19 protein-coding genes and 1 tRNA gene are annotated in these 22,288 nt (G+C 54.6%); 10 read left to right on the forward strand and 10 right to left on the reverse strand.

Annotated elements, in window-relative coordinates:
- Nucleotides 1–35: 35 nt before the first annotated feature.
- The 3 genes from O3C79_RS09925 to O3C79_RS09935 all read left to right on the forward strand — a co-directional run bounded on the left by O3C79_RS09925 (nucleotide 36) and on the right by O3C79_RS09935 (nucleotide 4,090).
- Nucleotides 36–2,651 carry a bifunctional diguanylate cyclase/phosphodiesterase gene (locus O3C79_RS09925; RefSeq protein ID WP_494382978.1) on the forward strand — a complete coding sequence of 872 codons (2,616 nt, stop codon included), beginning with the start codon at nucleotides 36–38 and terminating at the stop codon, nucleotides 2,649–2,651.
- Nucleotides 2,652–2,718: 67 nt separating this feature from the next.
- Nucleotides 2,719–2,795 (forward strand) — tRNA-Val (locus O3C79_RS09930).
- 105 nt (nucleotides 2,796–2,900) lie between these two features.
- A protein-coding gene (locus O3C79_RS09935) for an IS3 family transposase (protein WP_494382979.1) occupies nucleotides 2,901–4,090 on the forward strand; the annotation gives its coding sequence in 2 pieces (ribosomal slippage) (nucleotides 2,901–3,278 and nucleotides 3,281–4,090; 1,188 coding nt in all).
- A gap of 35 nt (nucleotides 4,091–4,125) precedes the next feature.
- Here the strand turns inward: O3C79_RS09935 and O3C79_RS09940 are convergent.
- From O3C79_RS09940 to O3C79_RS09950, 3 genes are all read right to left on the reverse strand, one after another.
- Nucleotides 4,126–4,764 carry a glutathione S-transferase family protein gene (locus O3C79_RS09940; protein WP_494382980.1) on the reverse strand — a complete coding sequence of 213 codons (639 nt, stop codon included), beginning with the start codon at nucleotides 4,762–4,764 and terminating at the stop codon, nucleotides 4,126–4,128.
- A 158-nt stretch (nucleotides 4,765–4,922) separates the two neighbouring features.
- The gene (locus O3C79_RS09945; protein WP_494382981.1) at nucleotides 4,923–5,516 is read right to left on the reverse strand and encodes a glutathione S-transferase family protein; all 594 of its coding nucleotides are present in this window, start codon (nucleotides 5,514–5,516) and stop codon (nucleotides 4,923–4,925) included.
- A 16-nt stretch (nucleotides 5,517–5,532) separates the two neighbouring features.
- Nucleotides 5,533–5,958 (reverse strand): VOC family protein, encoded by a 426-nt coding sequence (locus O3C79_RS09950; protein WP_494382982.1) that lies wholly within the window; start codon nucleotides 5,956–5,958, stop codon nucleotides 5,533–5,535.
- A gap of 102 nt (nucleotides 5,959–6,060) precedes the next feature.
- Between O3C79_RS09950 and O3C79_RS09955 the strand changes: the two genes are divergently transcribed.
- Both O3C79_RS09955 and O3C79_RS09960 read left to right on the forward strand, forming a co-directional pair.
- Nucleotides 6,061–6,990 carry a LysR family transcriptional regulator gene (locus O3C79_RS09955; protein ID WP_494382983.1) on the forward strand — a complete coding sequence of 310 codons (930 nt, stop codon included), beginning with the start codon at nucleotides 6,061–6,063 and terminating at the stop codon, nucleotides 6,988–6,990.
- A 120-nt stretch (nucleotides 6,991–7,110) separates the two neighbouring features.
- A complete protein-coding gene (locus tag O3C79_RS09960; protein WP_494382984.1) occupies nucleotides 7,111–7,674 on the forward strand; it encodes a TetR/AcrR family transcriptional regulator in 564 nt (187 codons plus the stop codon).
- On the opposite strand, the gene dmeF is transcribed toward O3C79_RS09960, so the two are convergent.
- The 4 genes from dmeF to O3C79_RS09980 all read right to left on the reverse strand — a co-directional run bounded on the left by dmeF (nucleotide 7,638) and on the right by O3C79_RS09980 (nucleotide 12,714).
- Nucleotides 7,638–8,651 (reverse strand): CDF family Co(II)/Ni(II) efflux transporter DmeF, encoded by a 1,014-nt coding sequence (dmeF, locus tag O3C79_RS09965; protein ID WP_494382985.1) that lies wholly within the window; start codon nucleotides 8,649–8,651, stop codon nucleotides 7,638–7,640. The two genes, O3C79_RS09960 and dmeF, sit on opposite strands and share 37 nt — an antisense overlap.
- A gap of 122 nt (nucleotides 8,652–8,773) precedes the next feature.
- Nucleotides 8,774–10,486: a proline--tRNA ligase gene (locus O3C79_RS09970; RefSeq protein WP_494382986.1), complete on the reverse strand. Its 1,713-nt coding sequence runs from the start codon at nucleotides 10,484–10,486 to the stop codon at nucleotides 8,774–8,776.
- Nucleotides 10,487–10,563: 77 nt separating this feature from the next.
- The gene (locus O3C79_RS09975; RefSeq protein WP_494382987.1) at nucleotides 10,564–11,040 is read right to left on the reverse strand and encodes a 2-thiouracil desulfurase family protein; all 477 of its coding nucleotides are present in this window, start codon (nucleotides 11,038–11,040) and stop codon (nucleotides 10,564–10,566) included.
- A 120-nt stretch (nucleotides 11,041–11,160) separates the two neighbouring features.
- Nucleotides 11,161–12,714 carry a methyl-accepting chemotaxis protein gene (locus tag O3C79_RS09980; protein WP_494382988.1) on the reverse strand — a complete coding sequence of 518 codons (1,554 nt, stop codon included), beginning with the start codon at nucleotides 12,712–12,714 and terminating at the stop codon, nucleotides 11,161–11,163.
- 272 nt (nucleotides 12,715–12,986) lie between these two features.
- Here O3C79_RS09980 and O3C79_RS09985 point away from each other — a divergent pair, with 272 nt between their 5' ends.
- The 4 genes from O3C79_RS09985 to O3C79_RS10000 are packed head-to-tail and all read left to right on the forward strand — an operon-like array spanning nucleotide 12,987 to nucleotide 16,316.
- Nucleotides 12,987–14,633, forward strand: a complete 1,647-nt coding sequence (locus tag O3C79_RS09985) for an AMP-binding protein (protein ID WP_494382989.1) — start codon at nucleotides 12,987–12,989, stop codon at nucleotides 14,631–14,633.
- Nucleotides 14,630–15,088, forward strand: a complete 459-nt coding sequence (locus tag O3C79_RS09990; RefSeq protein WP_494382990.1) for a PaaI family thioesterase — start codon at nucleotides 14,630–14,632, stop codon at nucleotides 15,086–15,088. Before O3C79_RS09985 ends, O3C79_RS09990 begins: the two co-directional genes overlap by 4 nt.
- Complete coding sequence (locus O3C79_RS09995; RefSeq protein ID WP_076463785.1) at nucleotides 15,088–15,513, forward strand: PaaI family thioesterase; 426 nt, start codon at nucleotides 15,088–15,090, stop codon at nucleotides 15,511–15,513. Before O3C79_RS09990 ends, O3C79_RS09995 begins: the two co-directional genes overlap by 1 nt.
- On the forward strand, nucleotides 15,510–16,316 hold the full coding sequence (locus O3C79_RS10000; protein ID WP_494382991.1) for an alpha/beta fold hydrolase: 807 nt from the start codon (nucleotides 15,510–15,512) through the stop codon (nucleotides 16,314–16,316). The genes O3C79_RS09995 and O3C79_RS10000 overlap by 4 nt, the downstream gene beginning before the upstream one ends.
- On the opposite strand, the gene O3C79_RS10005 is transcribed toward O3C79_RS10000, so the two are convergent.
- The gene (locus O3C79_RS10005) at nucleotides 16,313–16,921 is read right to left on the reverse strand and encodes a response regulator transcription factor (RefSeq protein WP_010322821.1); all 609 of its coding nucleotides are present in this window, start codon (nucleotides 16,919–16,921) and stop codon (nucleotides 16,313–16,315) included. The two genes, O3C79_RS10000 and O3C79_RS10005, sit on opposite strands and share 4 nt — an antisense overlap.
- On the reverse strand, nucleotides 16,914–18,434 hold the full coding sequence (locus O3C79_RS10010; protein ID WP_494382992.1) for a PAS domain-containing sensor histidine kinase: 1,521 nt from the start codon (nucleotides 18,432–18,434) through the stop codon (nucleotides 16,914–16,916). Before O3C79_RS10010 ends, O3C79_RS10005 begins: the two co-directional genes overlap by 8 nt.
- Before the next feature lie 179 nt (nucleotides 18,435–18,613).
- Here O3C79_RS10010 and O3C79_RS10015 point away from each other — a divergent pair, with 179 nt between their 5' ends.
- Nucleotides 18,614–20,251 (forward strand): acyl-CoA synthetase, encoded by a 1,638-nt coding sequence (locus tag O3C79_RS10015; protein WP_494382993.1) that lies wholly within the window; start codon nucleotides 18,614–18,616, stop codon nucleotides 20,249–20,251.
- A 159-nt stretch (nucleotides 20,252–20,410) separates the two neighbouring features.
- On the opposite strand, the gene O3C79_RS10020 is transcribed toward O3C79_RS10015, so the two are convergent.
- Complete coding sequence (locus O3C79_RS10020) at nucleotides 20,411–22,144, reverse strand: OFA family MFS transporter (protein WP_010322824.1); 1,734 nt, start codon at nucleotides 22,142–22,144, stop codon at nucleotides 20,411–20,413.
- Nucleotides 22,145–22,288: the final 144 nt, after the last annotated feature.

Raw genomic sequence — 22,288 nt, forward strand, 5'->3', positions numbered from 1 at the left:
ATTAAGACCTGAATATACCAGATAGGCAGTCGGTTTTGGCAGTAAGACGTTGGTTTTGGATTCCTTTTGGCGGTGTGCTCCTGTCAGCGATACTGATTGCGCTCTTTATGCTGTTTGCCTATTTGGGCGAGCAGCGTATGCAGGACAGTATTCGCAATCAGGCAGAGGTGCTGGCGCATTCTCTGGAAAGTACGCTGGTGCGTTCCATTCAGGATGTGCACGGGCGCATGCGTATACTGGCACGGCACCTGGCGGCATCTGAGCAAGGGCTTGAAGCCGATGCTGAGCTGGTCAGGCAGTTACGCAACCTGGTACAGGCGGCTCCTCAGCTGCGTGAGCTGGTGTTGCTGGATAGCCAGGGGGACCTGTTGGCTACATCCGGTGATGCAGATCTTCACCAGAGTCAGGCGCTTCAGCTGAAGAGTTGCCTGGAGTGGTATCAGCCGGGGCAGTTTCTGGCGGTGGGGACACCGGTGCCAGGCCGTTCTATTTCCCATCCTGTCTCCCCTGAAGGGGTGGCCCACCTTCCAGTGTGTATGCCTGTTCAATCAGAGGGGGTAGAAGAGCCGCTCTGGGTCGTTGCCATTCTTAACCCTGATGCTCTGCGTGAACAGTTTTTTCCAGTGGTTCATAGTCTTAAGGCAGAAGCGGCGTTGTACCGCTATGACGGGCAGATGCTGGTGAGCTTCCCTGAGCCGGATGTGACAGAGGCGCAGGGCGGGGGTGGATCAGCGCGATATCTTTCCCTGCTGGCCGAGCGTGACTGGGGCGTATTGCAGGAAGTCAAAGGCGAGACAGCCTGGATAACCGGATACCGCTCGACTTCCATGTATCCGCTGTTGCTGACAGTTTCGATAGACCAGGATGTAGCGCTGGCGCGGTGGAATAAGACCATCAGTGGTTTTCGCTGGGCGGTGATGCTGGCGGTGGCCGTTATTCTGGTGGCTGTTTTGATCATGTCCTGGCTCAATCGACGACAGGGGCGACTCATGGGGGAGCTGAAACTGTTGAGTGCAGCCATCAGCACGACGGCCAATGCGGTACTGATTACTGATCACCAGGGGCGTATTCAATGGGTTAATGGCGCTTTTACCAAAATGATGGGGTATGAACCCAAGGAAGTGTTGGGGCGCAAGCCGTCACTATTGAATTCAGGTGAACACTCCAAGCTGTTTTTCAACCGGCTTTGGCACGCAATCCTCGATGGCCAGGTGTGGCGCGGAGAGGTAGTGAATATTAACCGTAACCGACAGCGCCTGGTCGTCGAGCAGACGATTACCCCGATTCTGGATGACAAGGGGCGGGTCAGTCATTTTGTTGCGGTTCAGGAGGATGTAACCCTTCGCAAGCAGGCCGAGGACCGGTCAAAATTCCTGTCAACGCATGATCCGCTCACGGGGTTGCCCAACCGGCGTGCTCTTATGCATAAGCTGCAGGTGGTGTTGGAAGCACTGGATTCGATCGAAGTGGTGCTGCTGTATATCGATCTCGATAACTTCAAATCGGTCAACGATACGCTTGGGCATGGCAAAGGCGATCAGTTGTTGCAGATTGCCGTGCAGCGCCTGCAACAGGCTTTACCAGAGTCCGTTTTCCTGTCGCGCTTGGGAGGAGATGAATTCGCAGTTGTAATGGCTGAGCCAAATGCCCGAGCTCAGGTAGAGGTGATGGCTGAGCGAATCTGCTCAGTATTGGCCGATTCCTTTGAGCTCAAAAGTGCGCGTTTCCAGCTGACGGCCAGTATCGGTATTGCCATTGCCGGCAATCAGGCCGACCCGCAAACGCTGCTACGACAGGCTGATCTGGCCATGTATGGTGCCAAACAGAACGGGCGTGGCGGCTTTCAGGTGTTCAGTCCCGATATGGATAACAGGGCTCAACGGCGCGTTGCTTTGGAGCAGGGGCTGCGCAAAGTGGTTGAGTCGGGCTGTGCAGGGTTGGAAATGCGCTATCAGCCCATCTTCGATGCGCAGCGGTTGGTGCCCGTCGGGGCTGAAGTGTTGCTGCGCTGGCAGGATGGTGATGACTGGGTCTCACCGGCTGAGTTCATTCCAGTGGCTGAAGACAGCGGTATGATTGTGGATATCGGTGCCTGGCAGTTGGGCCAGGTGCTGCAGCAGCTGTCTGAATGGGATCGGAACGGGCATACGCAGTTCTACCTGAGTTTGAATATTTCGGCTGTTCAGCTGGCGCGGGACGGTGTGGCACAGCGGCTACTGGATATGCTGGAGTTGCATGCCCTGGATCGGTCACGTGTGGTGGTCGAAATTACGGAAACGACCCTGATGGGGGTTACCCGCCAGGTAGAAGATAACCTGACGCGACTGGAGTCTTCAGGGGTCAGACTGTCTATCGATGACTTTGGTACCGGTTATTCGTCATTGGGCTATTTACGCGAGCTTGATGCCGGTTACCTGAAAATCGATCGCTCTTTTGTGATTGGTATTGGTAACCGGGACAGCGATGAAGAAATTGTATTGGCCATGTTGGCGCTGGCGAGGAGCCTCAACATGAAGGTGGTAGCAGAGGGGGTTGATACCAATGAGCAGCTGCAATTCCTGCGTCAGCACGGCTGTGACTTGATACAGGGCTTTCTGCTTTCCAGGCCTGTAACCGCGGCAGAAATTCCGCCATTGCTGGTTGGCGAATAAATTTCAAAAAAATGATAAAAAGGGCTTGCAGAGCAAAAGGTTAGCTGTATAATTCGCACCAAGTTTCAGGACTATAGCTCAGCTGGTTAGAGCACCACCTTGACATGGTGGGGGTCAGCGGTTCGAATCCGCTTAGTCCTACCAAATTCTTGCAAAAAAGGCGAATCACTTGGTGGTTCGCCTTTTTTGTTTGTCTTGTCCCGTCCTGAATAAGGTTGACACATTTCTACCCTCTAACGGAGAAATGTGATGACTACGACCACTAAACGCACCCAACGTGATTATTCCCTTGCCTTTAAATTAGCTGTTGTCGATCAAGTAGAAAAAGGCGAAATGACATACAAGCAAGCACAGCAGCGTTACGGCATCCAGGGCCGCTCCACTGTTTTGGTTTGGCTTCGTAAGCATGGACGACTAGATTGGTCATCAGGATCAACAAGCGTGAGCGTTCCCATGTCTAAGCAACCCTCCGAGCAAACACCTGAACAACGCATCAAGGAGTTGGAAAAGCAGCTGGCGGAGACCCAGCTGAGAGCCAGCTTTTTCGAGGGTGTCGTACGTTTGATGAAAGAGGACTACGGTGTTGAGATAAAAAAGTCTCAGCTCGACTCATTGAAGAAAAAGACTTGAAGCTGACCGTTACTCAGGTGTGCGGATACCTGCACATCAGTAGACAAGCCTGGTACCAGCAGTTACAGCGAGATCATCACCGGTCCCGGATTGAGAGCACGCTTCTCGACTTCGTGCAGAGAATCCGTCTCAGACACCCGAAAATGGGGACTCGCAAGCTGCATCACTTGCTGAACCGCCAGTTTATACAGGTTGGAAGGGATAAGCTCTTTGCTCTGTTAAGGCAACATCGCCTGCTGGTTCAGCCTAAACAGGCCTATCACAAGACCACACTCAGTCATCATCGCTTTCGCAAGCACCCCAATCTATTGAAGGAAGGTGTTATTGCTCAGAGGCCTGAGCAGGTTTGGGTGGCCGACATTACCTATTTGCCCACACAGGAAGCCGATACCTATCTGTCATTAGTCACGGATGCGTGTTCGAGGAAAATCGTTGGGTATTCACTGGGGCTGGATATGAAAACCAGCACTGTATCGAAGGCCTTCAAGGAAGCTTTGAAAAAACGTCAGCGGCAATCAAACCTGATTCACCACTCTGATAGGGGCGCCCAGTACTGTTCGGCGGAATACCAGCGTATCCATGAGCTGCACGGTGTGACCTGCTCGATGACAGATGGTTATGACTGCTATCAAAACGCCTTGGCTGAGAGAGTGAATGGGATATTGAAGCAGGAGTATCTGACTCAGAGGCCAAAAAACCTGGAAGAAGCGAAGAGGATGGTGAAAGAAGCCATCATGCTCTACAACGGGCAACGACCTCATTATTCCTTGAAATACAAAACGCCCGATGAGGTACATCGGGTGCTGTAAAAGGTGTCAACTTATATCAGGACTAGACATAGCTCTCACTGGGTGTTCAATACCCTGGCTGAAGGGCGCTGGCGCATTCTTGCCAGGTAATCCATCGCTTTAGTACCTTCCATAAGGCCTGGGCCCACTGGCACCTTGGCGAAGTAATCCAGAATCGGGGTAAGCAGCGCATCCGCAAGGGTGTAGGACTGCCCATGGATCAACTCATTATCACCCAGCATTTCATCCACCCGCTGCAATGCCTTTCGGGCTTCAGGCAAGGCGGCTTCAACTTTATCCATGCGTACTGCACCGTTTTCGCTTTTCGGGAATGCGAACTCCAACACAATATTTCTCAGCAGTGCCTGATCAATATATAAAGCGATTTCGGCGCAATACTGATCAAGCAATGCGCGCTCGAAAGCACTGCCGGGCTGCAGTGGTGTTTGTTCAAAGCGGGCATCCAGGTAGCGGCAAATGGTGCTGGTTTCGATCAGAACCTGGCCTTCATGGAACAGAGCGGGCAGCTTGCCCCAGGGATGTATGGCGAAATGTTCAGGGCTCTTGGATGTGATTGTGCTGCCTTCAGGCGCCATTCCGCACTCATAAACGATCCCCTTTTCTTCACAGCAGAGCATGACTGAGCGGGCAAAACTGCTAAAGGTGGGGGCAAAAATATAGACGGTGTTTTCCATGATACGTCTCCTTTGAGGGGTAGACGCAGTGTGTACGGACACCACAATATGTTAAAGAACATATTATGATCTTGGGGCGAATGCTCCAGTGCTCAGGTATAGATTCAGTTTGCACGGCGATCAACAGTGGGCAGGCTTTTCACACCTGCCCAACCGTATTAAATAGCAGGCATGGTGAGAAATCCGGGCAAGGCTTTAATGCTATCAATCCAGCGCCCAATGGCAGGGTAATCATTCAGTTGAATCCCGCCTTCGTGTGCGAGGGCGACATAGGGAAATACCGCACATTCGGCCAGGGTCGGACGGTTAAGCGCCAACCAGTCTTGGTTCTTCAGGTGATCTTCAAGCAAACCCAGGATACGTGCGCTTGTGACAAGTGAATTCTCCTTGTTCAGGCCATAACCAAATTTATCGACCAGCCGGGCAGCGTTGGGGCCGTGTTGGATTTCATTCGCAGCCGTAAATAGCCACTGGGCAACCTGGGCTTGTTGAGCGGCTTCCTCTGGCCACCATTGGGCGCCGGCATATTTTTTGGCAAGATAGATCAGGATGGCTTGTGCATCACGTAAGATCAGGTCGCCATCCTCCAAAATCGGAATTTCGCCCCAAGGGTTTTTGTCTATCAATGGCGCGCGCTTGTGTTCGCCATCAAGAAAGTCCACGGGGATGATTTCCAGATCAATACCGGAAAATGCGGCCAGCAGCCTTACCTTGTAGCAGTTTCCTGATAGTTCCAGGTCATATAGTTTCATGTGTCGTTCCTTGTTGTTATTTGCTCGGTTGGGTTAGCTGGTTGAACTCCAGCACATTGCCATCAAAATCACGGATAAACAGGGTGATACGGCGAGGACCAAGTGGGTGTATATCCTCTGTTATCCTAATACCCTCCTGCACAAACCAGTCACGCAGGGCATAGAGGTCATCAACCACAAAGGCCGGATGGGTAAAGCCTGGCCACTTGATGGCCTGGTCCAGCAGTACATTGTTGTTTTGGGGACGGGTGCTTGCGTTAAAAATCAAATTGATACGAAGCCCATGATCATTGGTCATCTCGTTCGCTTCATGCTCTGGAAAGTAGCCTGTTTGGCGAAACCCCAGGCGTTCATAAAACTGAATCGCCTGAGCTTTGTGCGTCACACGTATTCCTACATGGTCAAACGCCAGAAGGGGGCTGCCGCTGAGTGCCGTATGCATGCTGTCTCCAATCGCCAGGGGGTGTGTGGCTATTAAGTCAGCTCCATAAATCGAAATAAATACTGTATTCTTGATAATATTATTAATAAAAGCTGACTAATCATGGATAAGCTCAAGGCGATGGCGGTGTTTGTCGTGATCGTTGATCAAGGCGGTTTATCAAAAGCTGCGGAACAGCTGGGCCGATCACCTGCTGCGGTTGTGCGGACATTGGCGGCCCTTGAGGCGCAACTTGGGGTACGACTGATGAATCGCAGTACCCGGCGTATATCGCTAACCGATGATGGCCGGGAGTACCTGTTGCACTGCCGAAAAATACTCTCGGACGTTGAGGCTGCAGAGTTTTCGATTGATGTTCGGCGCCAATCGGTTTCAGGTAAATTAACCATTACGGCGCCCGTTACCTTTGGGCGGTTGCATATTGCGCCATTGATACAGGCCTATTTGAAAAAACACCCTGATCTCGAAATAGAGTTGACGCTTCTGGATCGAGTGGTCGACATCATCGAGGAGGGCTTTGATCTTGCCTTGAGAATTGGCCACTTGGTCGATTCATCCCTGATCGCCAAGCGAGTGGGGCAGGTACGGTCGGTGGTAGTGGCAAGCCCCGATGCCATTCAATCCTTTGGTCAGCTGGAGCGACCGTCCGATTTACATCAGTGGCCCACTATCATAAATTCGGCACTCAGTGACAGTTGGCAGTTTCAAGAAGCAGGTAAAACGCTGGTACAAACACTGAAAACACGCGTAACCACGAATCAGGTTGATGTCGCCCTGGGCTGTGCGGTAGATGGACTGGGTACAGCCAAATTACTGAGTTACCAAGCGTTTGGTGCAATTCAAAAAGGTCAATTGCAGCGTGTGCTAGCGGAATTTGAGCAGCCGCCTATACCGGTGCAGTTTGTCTATCCTCACACTCGCCTGTTATCGCCCAGAGTGCGTGATTTTCTGAACTGGGCTGCGCCAAAACTTGAAACAACTCTTGCTGAAATGGACAGTATTTTTGATCCTGAACCTTTTCAAAATGATTAAGGTGTCGTCTGCTTACATTCAGTCTTCGTATTATTTAGATGAATTATCCAGCCTCAGTGAGCAGGTCAGTATATTAATGCCGTGGCATACTGTCTCTTATATGATTTCGGGAGGGCGTATATGGCCTGGCCAAGTGAGCGCCGGAGTGAGAGTCGTGACCGCATTCTTTTGAGCGCGGAGCGGCTTTTTACAGAGCGCGGTTTTGATGGCGTTAGCATTGATCAGGTAATGCAGGATGCCGGGATGACCCGTGGAGCCTTCTACGCACACTTCAAGTCAAAGCGGGAACTCTATTCAGAGGCGATTTCATCGGCGGCAAAACGGATGGAGGCCAGGCATCCGGCGAGCACCGACGAGTTGATTCGCCGCTACCTGAGTGTCCAGCACCTGGAGAGCAAGGCCGGCAGCTGTCCATTGGCGTTTCTCGTGTCTGATATCGGTCAGAGGGACACTCAGATTCGCGAGACCTATACCCGAATCTTCAATGCGTTGGCCGGCAAGCTGGGCGGTGAACCGGGCAGTGAACCGGATGATGCCGCATTAAGAGCGCTGGTTTTGATGGTTGGCGGTGTTGCTGTGGCACGGGCGATAAACGACGCCGACCTGGCCGAACGCGTGTTGGAAGCGTGCCGTGAGGGAGCGCTTGATCAGTGCGCTTCCTTGGCAGAGCAAAAGGTACAGTAGCTCACTTCAATGATGGGGTGGTGCAGGCCATCTATCCTGTTCAGCAGGGTGCGGTACTCTTCGGGTGTGGTTTCACCATGTGTCACCACAGCAGCAACCAGCGTCCAGGCACCCTGGCCAACCGACCAGATATGCAGATCGATAACCTCGGTTTCCCCCGCCTGCTGCAAAGCTTCGGTGGCCTGGCATCGAATGGATTCGGGCCCTTCTCGGTCAAGCAGTACACCCGTTGTTTGGCGTAACAATCCCCAGGCCCATTTCATGATCACTGCTGCGGCAACAAGGGCAATAGCAGGATCCAGCCAGTTCCACCCCCACAGCCAGGCGGCAATCAGGCCCAGAATGGCTGCAACAGAGGTGAGCGCGTCCGCAAGTACATGAATGAGGGCAGCTTTCAGGTTGGCATCTGAATGATGATCCTGGTGTCCGTGTCCGTGTCCGTGTCCGTGTCCGTGTCCGTGTCCGTGTCCGTGTCCGTGTCCGTGCTCATGTTTGCCGGCCAGGAGCCAGGCTGAAACAAGGTTCACTATCAGCCCGATGCTGGCGACGATGAGCGCCTCGACGGGTAATAGTTCGTTAGGGGTAATGAGCCGGCGAATGGATTCAAACACCAGCCAGACAGTGGAGGCAGCCAGAAGCAGGGCGCTGGTGTAGGCAGCCAGGTCGGCAATTTTTCCGCTGCCCAGGCTGAGGCGACGATCTTCGGCATGGGTGCGGGCCAGATAATAGGCGCCGGCGGCCATCCCCAGTGCCATGGCGTGTCCCGCCATGTGAATGCCGTCGGCCAGCAGGGCCATGGAGCCGGTAATCAAACCACCAAATACCTCAGCCACCATAGTTGCTAGTGTCAGCAGGGTTACAAGTTTTGCACGCTGCTCGGCGCTGCGTTTTTGGCCCTGACCAAAGTCATGTCTGTGATTGAGTCTGGCAGCGGTGCTGCAGACACTGGTGTGTTGATCGGACTCTCGGGTGCTCATGCCGTCTCCTGCAAAACAACCTTGGCACGAGAGACAGTAACCGATCGGATAGGTATTCGAAAAGAGGGGCCAGGGGGTAAAGCAGGCGGGCCGGGGTAACCCGCCTGAACTCATATGATGTATCAGCTCATCTGCTGGCGCAGGAATTCCAGAGCTTCCTCAACCGGGATGTCACGGGATTCGCTGTCCTGACGGCCCTTGTATTCCAGGGTGCCGTTCTTCAGGCCACGATCCGAAATGACCAGACGGTGAGGCAGACCCATCAATTCCATATCGGCGAATTTGACGCCCGGGCGTTCCTTACGGTCGTCCAGCAGTACGTCTACACCTGCTTTGCGCAGGGCGTCGTACAGCTCATCAGACTTAGCGCGAACCTCTTCGGACTTGTCGTAGTTCAGCGGGACCAGCGCCACGTTGAACGGTGCCAGCGCTTCCGGCCAGATGATGCCGTTGTCGTCGTAGTTTTGCTCAATGGCAGCGGCGACAACACGGGTTACACCGATACCGTAGCACCCCATGGCCATCAGGGTGGATTTGCCGTTCTCGTCCAGTACGGTGGCGTTCATGGCTTCAGAGTACTTAGTGCCCAGCTGGAAGATATGACCCACTTCGATGCCGCGACGGATCTGGATGCTGCCCTGGCCACAGGGGCTGGGGTCACCTTCGACCACGTTACGCAGGTCGGCGACTTCCGGTGTCGGCAGGTCGCGTTCCCAGTTGATGCCGAAGTAGTGCTTGTCATCAATGTTGGCACCCGCGCCGAAGTCGGACAGGGTTTCAACACTGCGGTCGATGACGCAAGGGATGCTCAGGTTAACCGGGCCCAGTGAGCCGGGGCCAGCACCAATAACCTGGCGGATCTCTTCGTCAGTGGCAAAGCGCAGCGGCGTTTCAACCTGCGGCAGCTTCTCGGCTTTGACTTCGTTCAGCTCGTGATCACCACGGACCAGTAGCGCGACGAAATCAGCGTCGCTGTCTTCGCTGGCGGCAACAATCAGGGTTTTAACGGTTTTTTCGATCGGCAGGTTAAACTGCTCAACCAGCTCGGCGATGGTTTTGGCATCAGGGGTATCGACCAGACGCATCTCTTCGCTGGCGGCCTTGCGCTCACCCAAGGGCAGGGCCTCTGCCATCTCGACGTTGGCAGCAAAATCACTGCTGTCTGAGAAGGCGATATCGTCTTCGCCGGACTGCGCCAATACGTGGAACTCATGGGAGGAATCGCCGCCGATGGAGCCGTTGTCCGCCAGTACCGGACGGAAATCCAGGCCCAGGCGGGTGAAAATGTTGGTGTACGCCTCATGCATCACCTTGTAGGTATCTACCAGTGATTCCAGGTTGGTGTGGAAGGAGTAGGCATCCTTCATGATGAATTCGCGTGAGCGCATCACGCCGAAGCGGGGGCGAATCTCGTCACGGAACTTGGTCTGGATCTGGTAGAAGTTGGCCGGCAGCTGTTTGTAGCTTTTGACTTCGCGGCGGATCAGGTCCGTGATTACTTCTTCGTGGGTGGGGCCGACACAGAATTCACGGTTGTGACGGTCATTCACACGCAGCAGTTCAGGGCCGTACTGCTCCCAGCGGCCGGATTCCTGCCACAGCTCTGACGGCTGGATAGCGGGCATCAACACTTCCTGAGCACCGGCAGCGTCCATCTCTTCACGAACGATGCGCTCAACCTTACGCAGGGTGCGCAGGCCCAATGGCAACCAGTTGTACAGACCGGCAGCTACCTTGCGGATAAGGCCCGCGCGGAGCATAAGCTGGTGGCTGATGACTTCCGCATCGGAAGGCGTCTCTTTCAGTGTGGCAATCAGAAATTGGCTGGCTCGCATTGATATGGGATCCGTCTGGGAATGAAAATGGCCCCCATTTTAGGGGGCCAGCTTCAGGGTAACAAGTGGGAGGAGGGTCAGGCTGCTTCGTCGTCCTGTTCGACAAAGCGGATCAGCTCATCCAGCTGGTGTTCGTTGAACACTGGAATGCCGTTTTGAAGCAACTCACCTGCGGCCACCCCTGGGGCTTCAACCAGTTCGCCGGAGAAGCTGCCATCATAGGTTTCGCGGCTGCCACAGGAGGGGCTGCGTGCTTTCATCAGGGCACAGCTACAGTCATAACGACGTGCCAGGTCGAGCGTTTCCTCCGCGCCACTGAGAAACTCGGGTGTTACGTCCTCGTCATTTTTTGTGGTCACTAGAATGGGAAAACGGCTTTGAATTTCGGCCGGTGGGCGGGGCGTAGGTAGCCCGCCCAGTGTTTCCGGGCAAACGCTGACAATACGTCCTTCATCATGCCAGCGTTTGAGAACGGGGTGGTCGAGCAGGTTATCGCGTCCGTCGTAACGAACTTTGGCGCCCATAAGGCAGGCGCTGACCAGAATCTTATTCATGGGTAACTCTTGCGGTGCATTCATTGTTCTTATTGTAGTGGCGGTATTTTACGGCCATCTTTCACGGGTGCAATACAACCAAAGTTACCTGGATTCTCTGTCGATGATCCTGCTCAAACCTCAGGCGTGCATGATGCAATTAATGAGATAGCTTTGCCGCTCTGCCATACGGGCCGTTTGGCTATTAAGATCCAGAGTCTGGCTGGCATCTTTTACCATCTGCTCGGCACTGCTGCTGAGGTCGTTAACCCTCTGACTGACATCCTGAGTAACCGTGCTCTGCTCTTCACTGGCGGTAGCCAGTTGAGTTGCCATATCGTTAATACGGTCCACTGCCAGCAGCACTTCTCTCAGGGTGTGACCAGTACTGTCGATCTGCTCCACGGCCTGCTCGGACAGGTTTCGTTTGGCGGCCATCGCCGACACGATGATGTCCGTTTTTTTCTGCAAGGCGGCGATCATTTGATGAATCTCACCGGTAGCCGTTTGGGTGCGTTGTGCCAGTTGGCGCACTTCATCGGCAACCACAGCGAAGCCTCGGCCATTTTCGCCGGCGCGCGCAGCTTCAATGGCCGCGTTTAGTGCCAGCAGGTTGGTCTGCTCGGCAATGTCACTGATCACATTGATGATGGTGCCGATCCGGTTGCTCTCATCCTGTAGCTGGCCGACTTCGCCGGCGGTACCGGTAATTGAACCATCCAGGGAACGAATTCTGTTGATGGCGGTGTCTACGACATTGAGCCCCTGTTCAATTTCCTCGCGGGCCTGCCGGGTTTGCGTGGCGGTTTTAGCGGTACTGGCACTCATTTCGGTAATGGTGCTGTTCATCTGGCTGATGGCCACCGCAATCTGCTGGAGAGAACTGCGCTGATCATCAACTTCCGTGCAGGTGCGGGTCATGACCGTGACGCTTTCGGTTGCATCAGACATGACCTGGCTGGATGCATAGTGCATACGCCGTAATACCGCATCCAGCTGTGATTGCAGCATTTCCAGAGTCAGGGAGAGCTGACCGATGTCGTCATGGGTGCCGGTATAGATCAGCTGCTTGATCGGATGTTGAACAATGCGCTGGCTGGAAGTGACCAGCTGCCTCAGGCTTTTACCCAGATACCAGAATCCGCCAACACCGAGCAGCCATAGACCGCCGAGGGTTGTCGCCAGGGTGGAATTCATCTGTTCCAGAATCAGTATTGCCAGCATCAGCAGCATGAAAAGACAGCTATGCAGAACTTGGAATTTGCTAACCAAACTCAGGCTCGGCCATTTCAACTGCCTGGGCATGGCCCCTTTACGGCGCAGGGCATAGATATGAGCCGCACGCTGGATAATAGCTTCACTGGGTCGACGCAGGATGCACTGACACTCCAGGATCCGGCCATCTTCAATAACCGGAATCACATAGGCATCAAGCCAGAGGGACGAGTTATCTGCGCACGTCAGTTGAATAACCCCCATCCAGGGTTGACCACGATCCAGTGTTTGCTTGAGGTCCTTGAAGGGGCCTTCGGGCATGTCCGGGTGACGCAGCCCTGACAGTGACTGGCCAATCAGCTGCTCTGCAGCATGGCGGCTGAGGCTCAGAAATGAGGGGCTGGCTTCCTGTATTGTGCCCTCGGCACTGAGCACCAGAATCAATTGTTCGTTTGTTTTTTTATTTTTGTTATGCGGCATTCCATTTAGTCCTTTTTGATATCGAATGGCTGTTCCTGTGTAGAGAGCAAAATATGGGCCAGCCATGTCGCCACATGATGACGTTAGTCTGGGGCGAAAAATATCCGCTCAGTGCAGCATTTGATGAATTTCGGCGCGGCAAGGTGATCCTTTGATCAATTTCACTCGGGAGGTTTACGCAGGCGGAAGGTGAGGATATATTCGGGATATCCCCTAAGGGGTTTCACTAGTCTTCGACTTCAATAATAAAGATAAGAAGAAGGAAGATATTCATGAGTAAGCAGCCTTATCAGCCGTTCTATGATCGGTTCGATGTCGAGGCACTGACCGCCGAGATCCTTCAGGGCAGTCCTGAAACAGGTATGAATGCCTGCCAGGAAATATGTGATAAATGGGCCGAGGACCCGCAGCGGGTGGCCTTGCAATATCATGGTGTCGAGCGCCAACCCGAGCGCTGGACCTTCGCCCAGCTTCGCGATGCGTCGGCACGTTTCGCCAATCTGCTCAAATCCAAGGGCATCGGCAAGGGTGATCGTGTGGCCGCATTATTGCCCCGTACGCCTGAATTGATGGTCGTGGTGCTCGGCACACTGAGAGCCGGTGCCGTCTATCAACCCCTGTTCACCGCGTTTGGCTCGGGGGCGATCGAATATCGATTGGATCGTGCATCCACGCGGTTGGTCGTCACTGATGACCAGAACCGTTTCAAGCTGGATGGCGTGCAGAACTGCCCGCCGATCGTGCGTGTAACCCGGGAAGCCGCCAGCGGGCACCCTGATATCGATTACCGGCAGACCATGGCCGCGCAAAGCGACCAGTTCGACCCGGTCATGATTCTGGGTGAAGACCCCATCTTGCAGATGTTTACCTCTGGTACAGTAGGCAAGTCCAAGGGCGTTGCCGTGCCGGCACGGGCGTTGCTGTCTTTCTACGTGTACATGCGCTACGCCATCGATCTCCAGCCTGAAGACAAATACTGGAATGTGGCTGACCCCGGGTGGGCTTACGGTCTTTATTACGCCGTAGTGGGGCCGCTGCTTTTGGGTGCAACAACCCACTTCAATGAAAACGGGTTCACCCCGGATAGCACCTACGCCATGATCCGTGAATATGGCATTACCAACCTGGCTGCTGCGCCAACGGCGTACCGCTTGCTCATGGCCAACGATCATGTACTGCCAGAGGGTGAGTCCATGGATTTGAGGCTGGCCAGCAGTGCCGGAGAACCGTTGAACCCTGAAGTAAACAACTGGGTGGAACGGCGCCTGGGGTGTCCGGTGAAAGATCATTATGGTCAAACTGAAACCGGCATGACCTGTTGTAACCACCACGCCCTGGATCATGAGGTGCGCGTTGGTTCCATGGGCTATTCCCTGCCGGGGCATCGTGTTGTGGCTTTGGGTGGTGATTATCAGGAAGTCGGACCCGAAGAGACCGGGCAGCTGGCGGTGGATATACATGCCTCGCCCCTGTTTTTCTTCCAGGGCTATACCTGGGATGAGAAAGATCCCTTCCACGACCGTTACTACCTGACCGGTGACGTCGTAATCAGTCATGGAGATGGCAGTTTCTCCTTTACCGGCCGAGATGATGACATTATCACCACAGCCGGATATCGGGTTGGACCTGCGGATGTGGAAAGTACCTTGCTGGAGCATCCGGCTGTTGCTGAATCCGGGGTGGTCGGAAAACCTGACAGTGCCCGTGGTGCCGTTATCAAGGCCTACGTGGTCACCAAGCCTCAGTACGATGCGGATGAGAACCTGGCGGATGAGCTCAAGGAGCTGGTTCGCAATCGGCTTTCAACCCATGCCTTCCCGCGTGAGATCGAATTTGTTCAGGAGCTGCCGAAGACGCCCAGTGGCAAGATCCAGCGCTTTATACTGCGCAATCAGGCTCGGGAGGAAGCGGATCAATGAGCGAGGAGCAGGTGTTTACACCGCGCAACCCTGAGTATGAAATCGAAACGCGCCGGGTGTTTGATCAGGCGCCTTTTATTCGTTTGCTGGGTGCAGAACTCTGTGCATTCGGACCCGGTCATTGTGAGACGCGACTGGTACTCCGAGAGGATCACCAACAGCATGACGGCTTCGTACATGCCGGGGTTCAAGCGACTCTGGCGGACCATACGGCTGGCATGGCTGGTGCAACACTGGTGGGGGAGGGCGAGCGTGTTCTCACCGCCGAGTTCAAGATCAATCTGTTACGCGCGGCCTCTGGTGAGCAACTGGAATGCATGGCAAAGGTATTGCGTCCGGGTCGTCGCCTGATCGTAACGGAGTCGGAAGTATTTGCGATTAAGGGCAGCAAGCGCAGCCTTGTCGCCAAGGCCACTGTGACACTGGCAGTGGTGAGTGATAACAAGGAGTCATAATGCAGGTGATGCAACTGGAAGAGATGCAGCAGTTTCTGCTGGACCATTTTCCTCAGGGCGAACAATACGGAAAGCTTGAGGAGCTGGGTGATGGATGGTCTCTGATGCGCCTGGCGGTTGGTGATGATCATCTTAGGCCGGGTGGAACGGTGTCGGGCCCGACCATGATGGGGCTGGCTGATGTGGCTGTCTATGCAGCTCTGCTGAGCCGAATTGGCCCCGTTGCACTGGCGGTAACGACCAACCTGAATATCAACTTCCTGCGTAAACCCAAACCCAATGCAGACCTACTGGCGCGTGCCGAAATGCTCAAGGTGGGCAAGCGTCTGGGCGTGGGTGAGGTAGCCGTATATTCGGAAGGCGATGAAGACCCGGTAGCCCATGCGACCATGACTTATGCCATCCCCGACAAGGGAGCGGCATGATGCAGTATCAGGACAGGCTCGTCGACGTGGGGGAGGGTGTGCACCTGAATGTACGCCACTTCACTCGGCCCCGTGGCGAAGGACGACCAACGCTGATCCTTTTGCATGAAGCCCTGGGCTGTATTGCCATGTGGAAGCGATTCCCCGAGCAAATAGCCGAGGCGACAGGGCTCAACGTGCTGGTCTACGAGCGGCGAGGTTATGGCGCTTCATCGCCCATTACGTTGCCACGCCCGGATGATTATCTGTTGGAAGAAGGGCAGCTCTGGCTGCCACGGCTGCTCGATAAGCTGGGTCTGGAGGAGGTTGTGCTCTTTGGTCACAGTGATGGTGGTTCCATTGCCTTGATAGGTGCAGCCAGCTGTCCGCAGCAGGTGAAAGCAATCGTCACTTTGGCTGCCCACGTCTACGCCGATCACCTGACGCTTGCGGGCATAGAAGAGGCCGCTGAGCGCTATAAGACGACTAACCTGCCGGAAAAACTGGCACGTTATCATGGTGAGCGGACCGATCTGATTTTCCGTGCCTGGTCTGAAACCTGGTTGCGCCCTTCGTGTAACCAGAGTTTGAATCTCCGGCCCCAGCTCGCGCAGATTCAATGTCCGTCTCTAATTATGCAAGGAGATCGGGATGAATATGGCGTGCCTGAGCAGGTAACGGATTGCTACGAAGGTATTGGTGAGCATGCCAGGGGATATTTTGTGCCTGATTGCGGCCATGTACCGCATCTGGAAAAGCCCGATGCGGTACTTGAACAGACGCAAGCCTTCCTGCAGGAGGTGCTGAAGCCGGCTGCGGGTTAACCCTGCAGCCGGTTGTTCATCTGCACCAGTTGCGCCAGGTTATCGGCACGCATCTTACTCATCACGCGAGAGCGGTGTACTTCCACCGTTTTCGGGCTGATACCCAGTGTTTCGGCAATTTCCCGGTTGGAGTTGCCGTTGACCACCAGCTCCATCACTTCACGCTCCCTGCGGCTCAGGGTGTCAAAGTATTCCCGTAAAACCTGCTCCTCTCCCAGCTGACTAAAGCGTTGCTCTGCTTCCTGCATGGCCTTGTCGACCAGCTTCAGCAGCACGTCGTCATCGAAGGGTTTTTCCAGAAAGTCCATGGCGCCATTTTTCATCGCACTTACAGCCATGGGGACATCACCGTGACCTGTCAGGATGATAACCGGCAGACGAATATCCTGATCCTGCATGATCTGTTGCAGGGCAAGGCCGTTAATTTCCGGCATCCTGACATCGAGCAGCAGGCAGCCTGCGCGCTGGTCATAGGCGTCCAGGAACTCTTGAGCCGAGGCGTAGCTTTCGATGGCGTACTGGGTAGATTCCAGCAGCCATTGAACGGACTCACGGAAATCGGCATCGTCGTCGACGATGAATACGGTTTTGCTGTTGCTAGTCATGCATTCCCCTCAGCGGGAGTTGAAAGTGAAAACGGGTGCCGGACTGACCGTCGCTTTCCGCCCAAAGGCGACCGCAGTGGCTTTCGATAATTGTATGTGAAATCGACAGGCCCATGCCCAGGCCATTCTCTTTTGATGTTGAGAAGGGCTCGAACAGGCTCTGCATCTGTTCGTCGTTGATCCCCGGTCCCTGGTCGGCCACTGTCACCAGCAGTCGCTGCCCCTCAATGCGGGTGCTGATACGCACCGGACGGGGGCTTATATCTGAATCACTGTAGGCTTCAATTGCGTTGCGGATCAGGTTGAGCAGTACCTGTTCGATTTGCAGGCGGTCTGCCTCAATCTCGGGGTTTTGCGGATCCAGCTCAAACTCAAAACGGATATTGTGATCAGTGGCTTCCTGGTTCAGAAAGCGGGTTACTTCTTCGCAGGTTTCGTTTATGGGAAAACGGATACGCTGGAATTCGGTATGACGCACGAAGCGTCGCATACGTTTGATGATTTCTGAAGCCCGCTTGGCCTGAGTTGAGATCAGCTCCATGGCACGGGTAACCTGCTCGATCTCGGTAATCTGGCCTTCATCCAGGCGCCGGAAAGTGCCGTTGCAGTAGTTGATGATGGTGGCCAGCGGCTGGTTTACCTCGTGGGCCAGCTCGGTTGCCATTTCGCCCACTGAGAGCAGGCGAGACATGTGCGCCATCTCAAGCTGCTGGCGTTTGGATTTTTCTTCAGCCTGGCGCTTGAGGGTGATGTCACGGGCGATGATGGAGTAGTACTCCACACGCATGTTTTCGGCACGGTTGCGGTGCGCAATGATTTCGCGAATTTCCGCGATACGGCCGGGATTGCCTGCCGGGTAGAGCGGAATGCTGCCATACCAGGTGCCGTACAGCGCCGCATGTTGCAGCGCAGGTTCAACCAGTTCGTGCAATACTGCTTTGGGAAAGAGCTGGTCGAGGTAAAACACGGCCAGGTTTTCCCGTTCCGCCCCGAAGGTACGATAGGCCGATTCGTTCATATAGGTCAGCTGCAGCGTGCGGTGATTGCAGAACAGGATCAAATCCGATGAGGCTTCGACTACCCGTGCAAGACGGCGTGTGGCCTGCTGGGCCAGTTCGCGTTCGGTGACATCTCTGGAGACACAGATGATTTCCATCGGGTGGCCATCATCGTTGCGAATGGTCCGGCTGGTGGTTTCCAGCCAGATGTAATGTCCATCCCGATGCTGGAATCGGTACACGTTGGTGTACATGCCACGACGATAGCGAACAGACTCAGCGCGCTTTTTCAGGTTGTCGGCATCATCCGGGTGAAAGAGGTCATAACCGGGTGTACCGATGATCTCGCTGGGGGTGTAGCCGAGAAGGCGCTCAATGGCGGGGTTTACATCGATAAACGTCCAGTCAGAGGTGGGAGTGTGGCGCGAAATCATGTCCGTCGACTGTTCCGCCAGCAACCGGTAGCGGTCAGCCTCTTCAAGACAGCTTTTCAGTTCCTGCTCAATGGGTTGCATGCATAGCCTTATTATCAGATGCCGCTGTGGCGAGAGCAGCTCTCACCCGTGACTGTTTTGGGTCAATCTTATGATTTTGGATTCTATTGTGTAATAAGGGAAAACACGTATGATTGAGGTCGGATGGAATCATAACAAACGAGGAAGGCTCCTCCAGGCGAGGTGGAGAGGAATGAATAATGACAACTACCGATCATAATCCCTACGCGCTGGGTCTCGACCAGAACCCGGCCAATTATGCTGCACTGAGTCCCCTGAGTTTTATCGCCCGCACTGCGGCTGTTTATCCGCAACGCACTGCTGTTGTGCATCAGGGCGTGCGTCGAAACTGGGCCGAAACCTATAGCCGTTGCCGCCGTCTGGCCAGCGCCCTGGAAAAACGGGGCATTGGCAAGGGCGACACGGTTGCGGTGATGGCACCCAACCTGCCGGAAGTATTCGAGGCCCATTTTGGTGTGCCCATGGCAGGGGCTGTTCTTAATGCTCTGAATATTCGTCTGGACGCTGAAGCGATTGCATTCATCCTCCAGCATGGCGAAGCCAAGGTCGTGATCGTGGATCGGGAGTTTTCCGAGACCATTGCCCGGGCGATCAAGATTGCCCGTATCAACCCCATTGTGATCGATATCGACGACCCTTCTTTCGAAGGCGGGGAGTTGATCGGTGAAATGGACTATGAAGCCTTCATCAGTGCCGGCGACCCGGACTATGAATGGCAGCTGCCTGCCGATGAGTGGGATGCCATTACGCTGAACTACACCTCGGGTACCACGGGTGACCCCAAAGGTGTGGTGTACCACCACCGTGGTGCCTACCTGAACGCGGTCAGCAACGTGCTGTCCTGGAACATGGGTGATGCCCCTGTCTATTTGTGGACGCTGCCGATGTTCCATTGCAACGGTTGGTGCTTCCCCTGGTCGATTGCGGCTGCCGCCGGTGTCAGTGTGTGTCTGCGTCACGTCCGTGCGGATGACATCTACAACCTGATTCGTGACGAGAAGGTTAATTTCTTCTGTGGCGCACCGATTGTTCTGAACATGCTTAACAACGCTGATGACGAGCTGAAAGCCGGTATCGAGCATCAGGTTAATGTGATGACCGCCGGCGCGGCGCCGCCCGCATCCGTCATTGAAGGCATGGAAAACATGGGCTTCAACGTAACGCATGTGTATGGCCTGACCGAAACCTATGGCCCTTGCGTAGTCTGTGCCTGGCACGAAGAGTGGAATGACTCCACGCCGACCGAGAAAGCACGCCTCAAGTCTCGCCAGGGTGTGAAAGCACCGATGCTGGAAGACCTGATGGTGGCCAATCCGGATACGATGGAACCGGTTGCCAAAGATGGCGAGACCATCGGCGAAATTTTCATGCGCGGTAACCTGGTCATGAAAGGCTACCTGAAGAATCCGACCACGACTGACAAGTCCTTTGCCGGTGGCTGGTTCCATTCCGGTGACCTTGCGGTTTGGCATGAAGATGGTTACATCGAGATCAAGGACCGCTCCAAGGACATCATTATCTCCGGCGGTGAAAACATCTCCAGTATCGAAGTGGAAGATGTGCTATACCGTCACCCGCAGGTGATGGAAGCGGCGGTTGTGGCACAGCAGGATGAGAAATGGGGCGAAGTGCCCTGTGCCTTTGTGACGCTGAAAGCCGGTGCCGATGTGTCCGAGCAGGACATCATCCAGTTCTGCCGTGACAGCATGGCGCGCTTCAAGGCGCCGAAACGGGTTGTATTCTGTGATCTGCCGAAAACATCAACCGGCAAGATCCAGAAGTTTGTCCTGCGCTCCCAGGCGAACGCCGAACAGTAACATTCGGATATTTCGATATCCCGAAACCGCACCCTTCCCGGGTGCGGTTTTTTTATACCTGAAACTCAAGCCGGTGGAGTTATTGTGGTTGTGTAGACCAGGCAATAAAAAGCCCGCCATGCAGGCGGGCTGGGTACCAGTACGGATCAGGAGAGCCGACTAGCTGGCGGGGGCCTCTTCGGGGTGAGTGTTCTCTACGTGGTGTTTGTCAGACACCTTGCGGATCGCCATGTTGGCAACCAACGCAACCACCAGTAGTGCAGCCATTGCATACATGGTGGTGTTATAGAGACTTGGAGTGGGGTCGATGGTGCCGGCTGGCGCAATTTCCATCAGACGACCCAGGGTTACAGTATTGGAAGCAATCAGTGTACTGAGTTGGTCAAGACCGGCACCGAACGTCTGCTGGAACACGGCAGGGTCCACCTTGTAGGCGAGCGTCTCAATGGCGCCCTGCAATGACTGCTCACGCAGGTGAGTAATGGCGAATGGGCCCAGAACACCGGCTGTACTCCAGGCGGTCAGCAGTCTGCCGTGTATACCGCCAACATGCAGGGTACCGAAGATATCTGCCAGGTAAGCCGGGATGGTCGCAAAACCACCCCCATACATGGTGAAGATGACCATGGTGGCGATACAGAACAGGATCAGCCAAACCGCGGATGGGTTACTACTGACCTGGCCAGCGAAGAAGGGTATTGAGATATAGAGCAACATCCCGAGGATGAAGAAGCAGTGGAAGGTGTTCTTACGGCCAATATAGTCGGATGTTGAGGCCCAAAGGAAGCGGCCGACCATGTTGAACACGCTGATCATCAATACGTAGGTTGCCGCAAAACTGGTATCGACAATGTTCGGCAGGGTGGTACCGAAAATCTCCGTCATCATCGTCTTGGCAACGCCGATCACACCGATACCGGCGGTCACGTTGAGGCACAGAACGACCCAAAGCAGATAGAACTGCGGTGTTTTGATAGCCTGGTCGATATGGACATGGTTGTTGCTGATCAGGCGGTTTTTGCTGGTGCTTTCCTTGGGTGGCTCCCATCCTTCCGGTGCCCAGCCTGCAGGCGGAACACGGTAGGAAAAGGCGGCGATGGTCATGATCACGAAGTAGACAATACCCAGCGTAATAAATACGCCGGCGACACCGGTGTTACCGGTATTGACCACGTACACGCCTTCAGGCCCCGGTATGGGCATATTGGCCATATCGGCTGCGCTGGCGACAACAACTTCCAGTTTCTGGCCAGCCACTTCAGCAAAGCGACGGCCTGACTCGGTGATCAGGCTGACATCTGCAACCTTGCCCAAATACTGAGGGGCTTCATAAAACACGGACAGCAGCCAGGTTTTCAGCGGAGCGCCGATCATGGCACCGCCACCAAAGCCCATGATTGCCATGCCGGTGGCCATGCCGCGGCGGTCAGGGAACCAGCGTATCAGGGTACTGACTGGCGACACGTAGCCAAGACCCAGTCCACACCCCCCTAAGGCACCGTAACCTAAATAGAGTAGCCATAGCTGGTCGAACATAATGCCGAGGCTGCCGATAAGAAAGCCACCCCCCCAGAGGATTGCGGCCAGAAAGCCTACGGCACGGGGGCCGACTTTTTCCAGCCACTTGCCGCCAAAGGCAGCGGCCAGGCCGAGAAATACAATTGCAGTAGAGAAGATCCAGACCACTGAACTCAATGACCAGTCATCTGCCGCACTGGTGACAACACCATGCTGCCTTACCAGCGGGGCGTTGAATATGCTCCAGGCATAAACCGAACCGATACACAGGTGAATGGCAATTGAGGCAGGTGGCACCAGCCAGCGATTGAAGCCGGGCTTGGCGACAATCCTCTCCTTGAGTAGAAATGACAGGGGACCAGAGTTATTCGACATAGGGTATAGCTCCGTTTTTATCGTTATTTTTTGTACCCGAGGTACGTCAGCGGACCGGAACCGCCGGTGCTGTGACAGCACATCTTTAAAGGCAAATACCGGGCCAGTTGCCTAAAAGGCCGTACTGATGGGATGGATAAGGGG

The sequence above is a fragment of the Marinobacterium sp. NO-S09 genome (assembly GCF_059179545.1).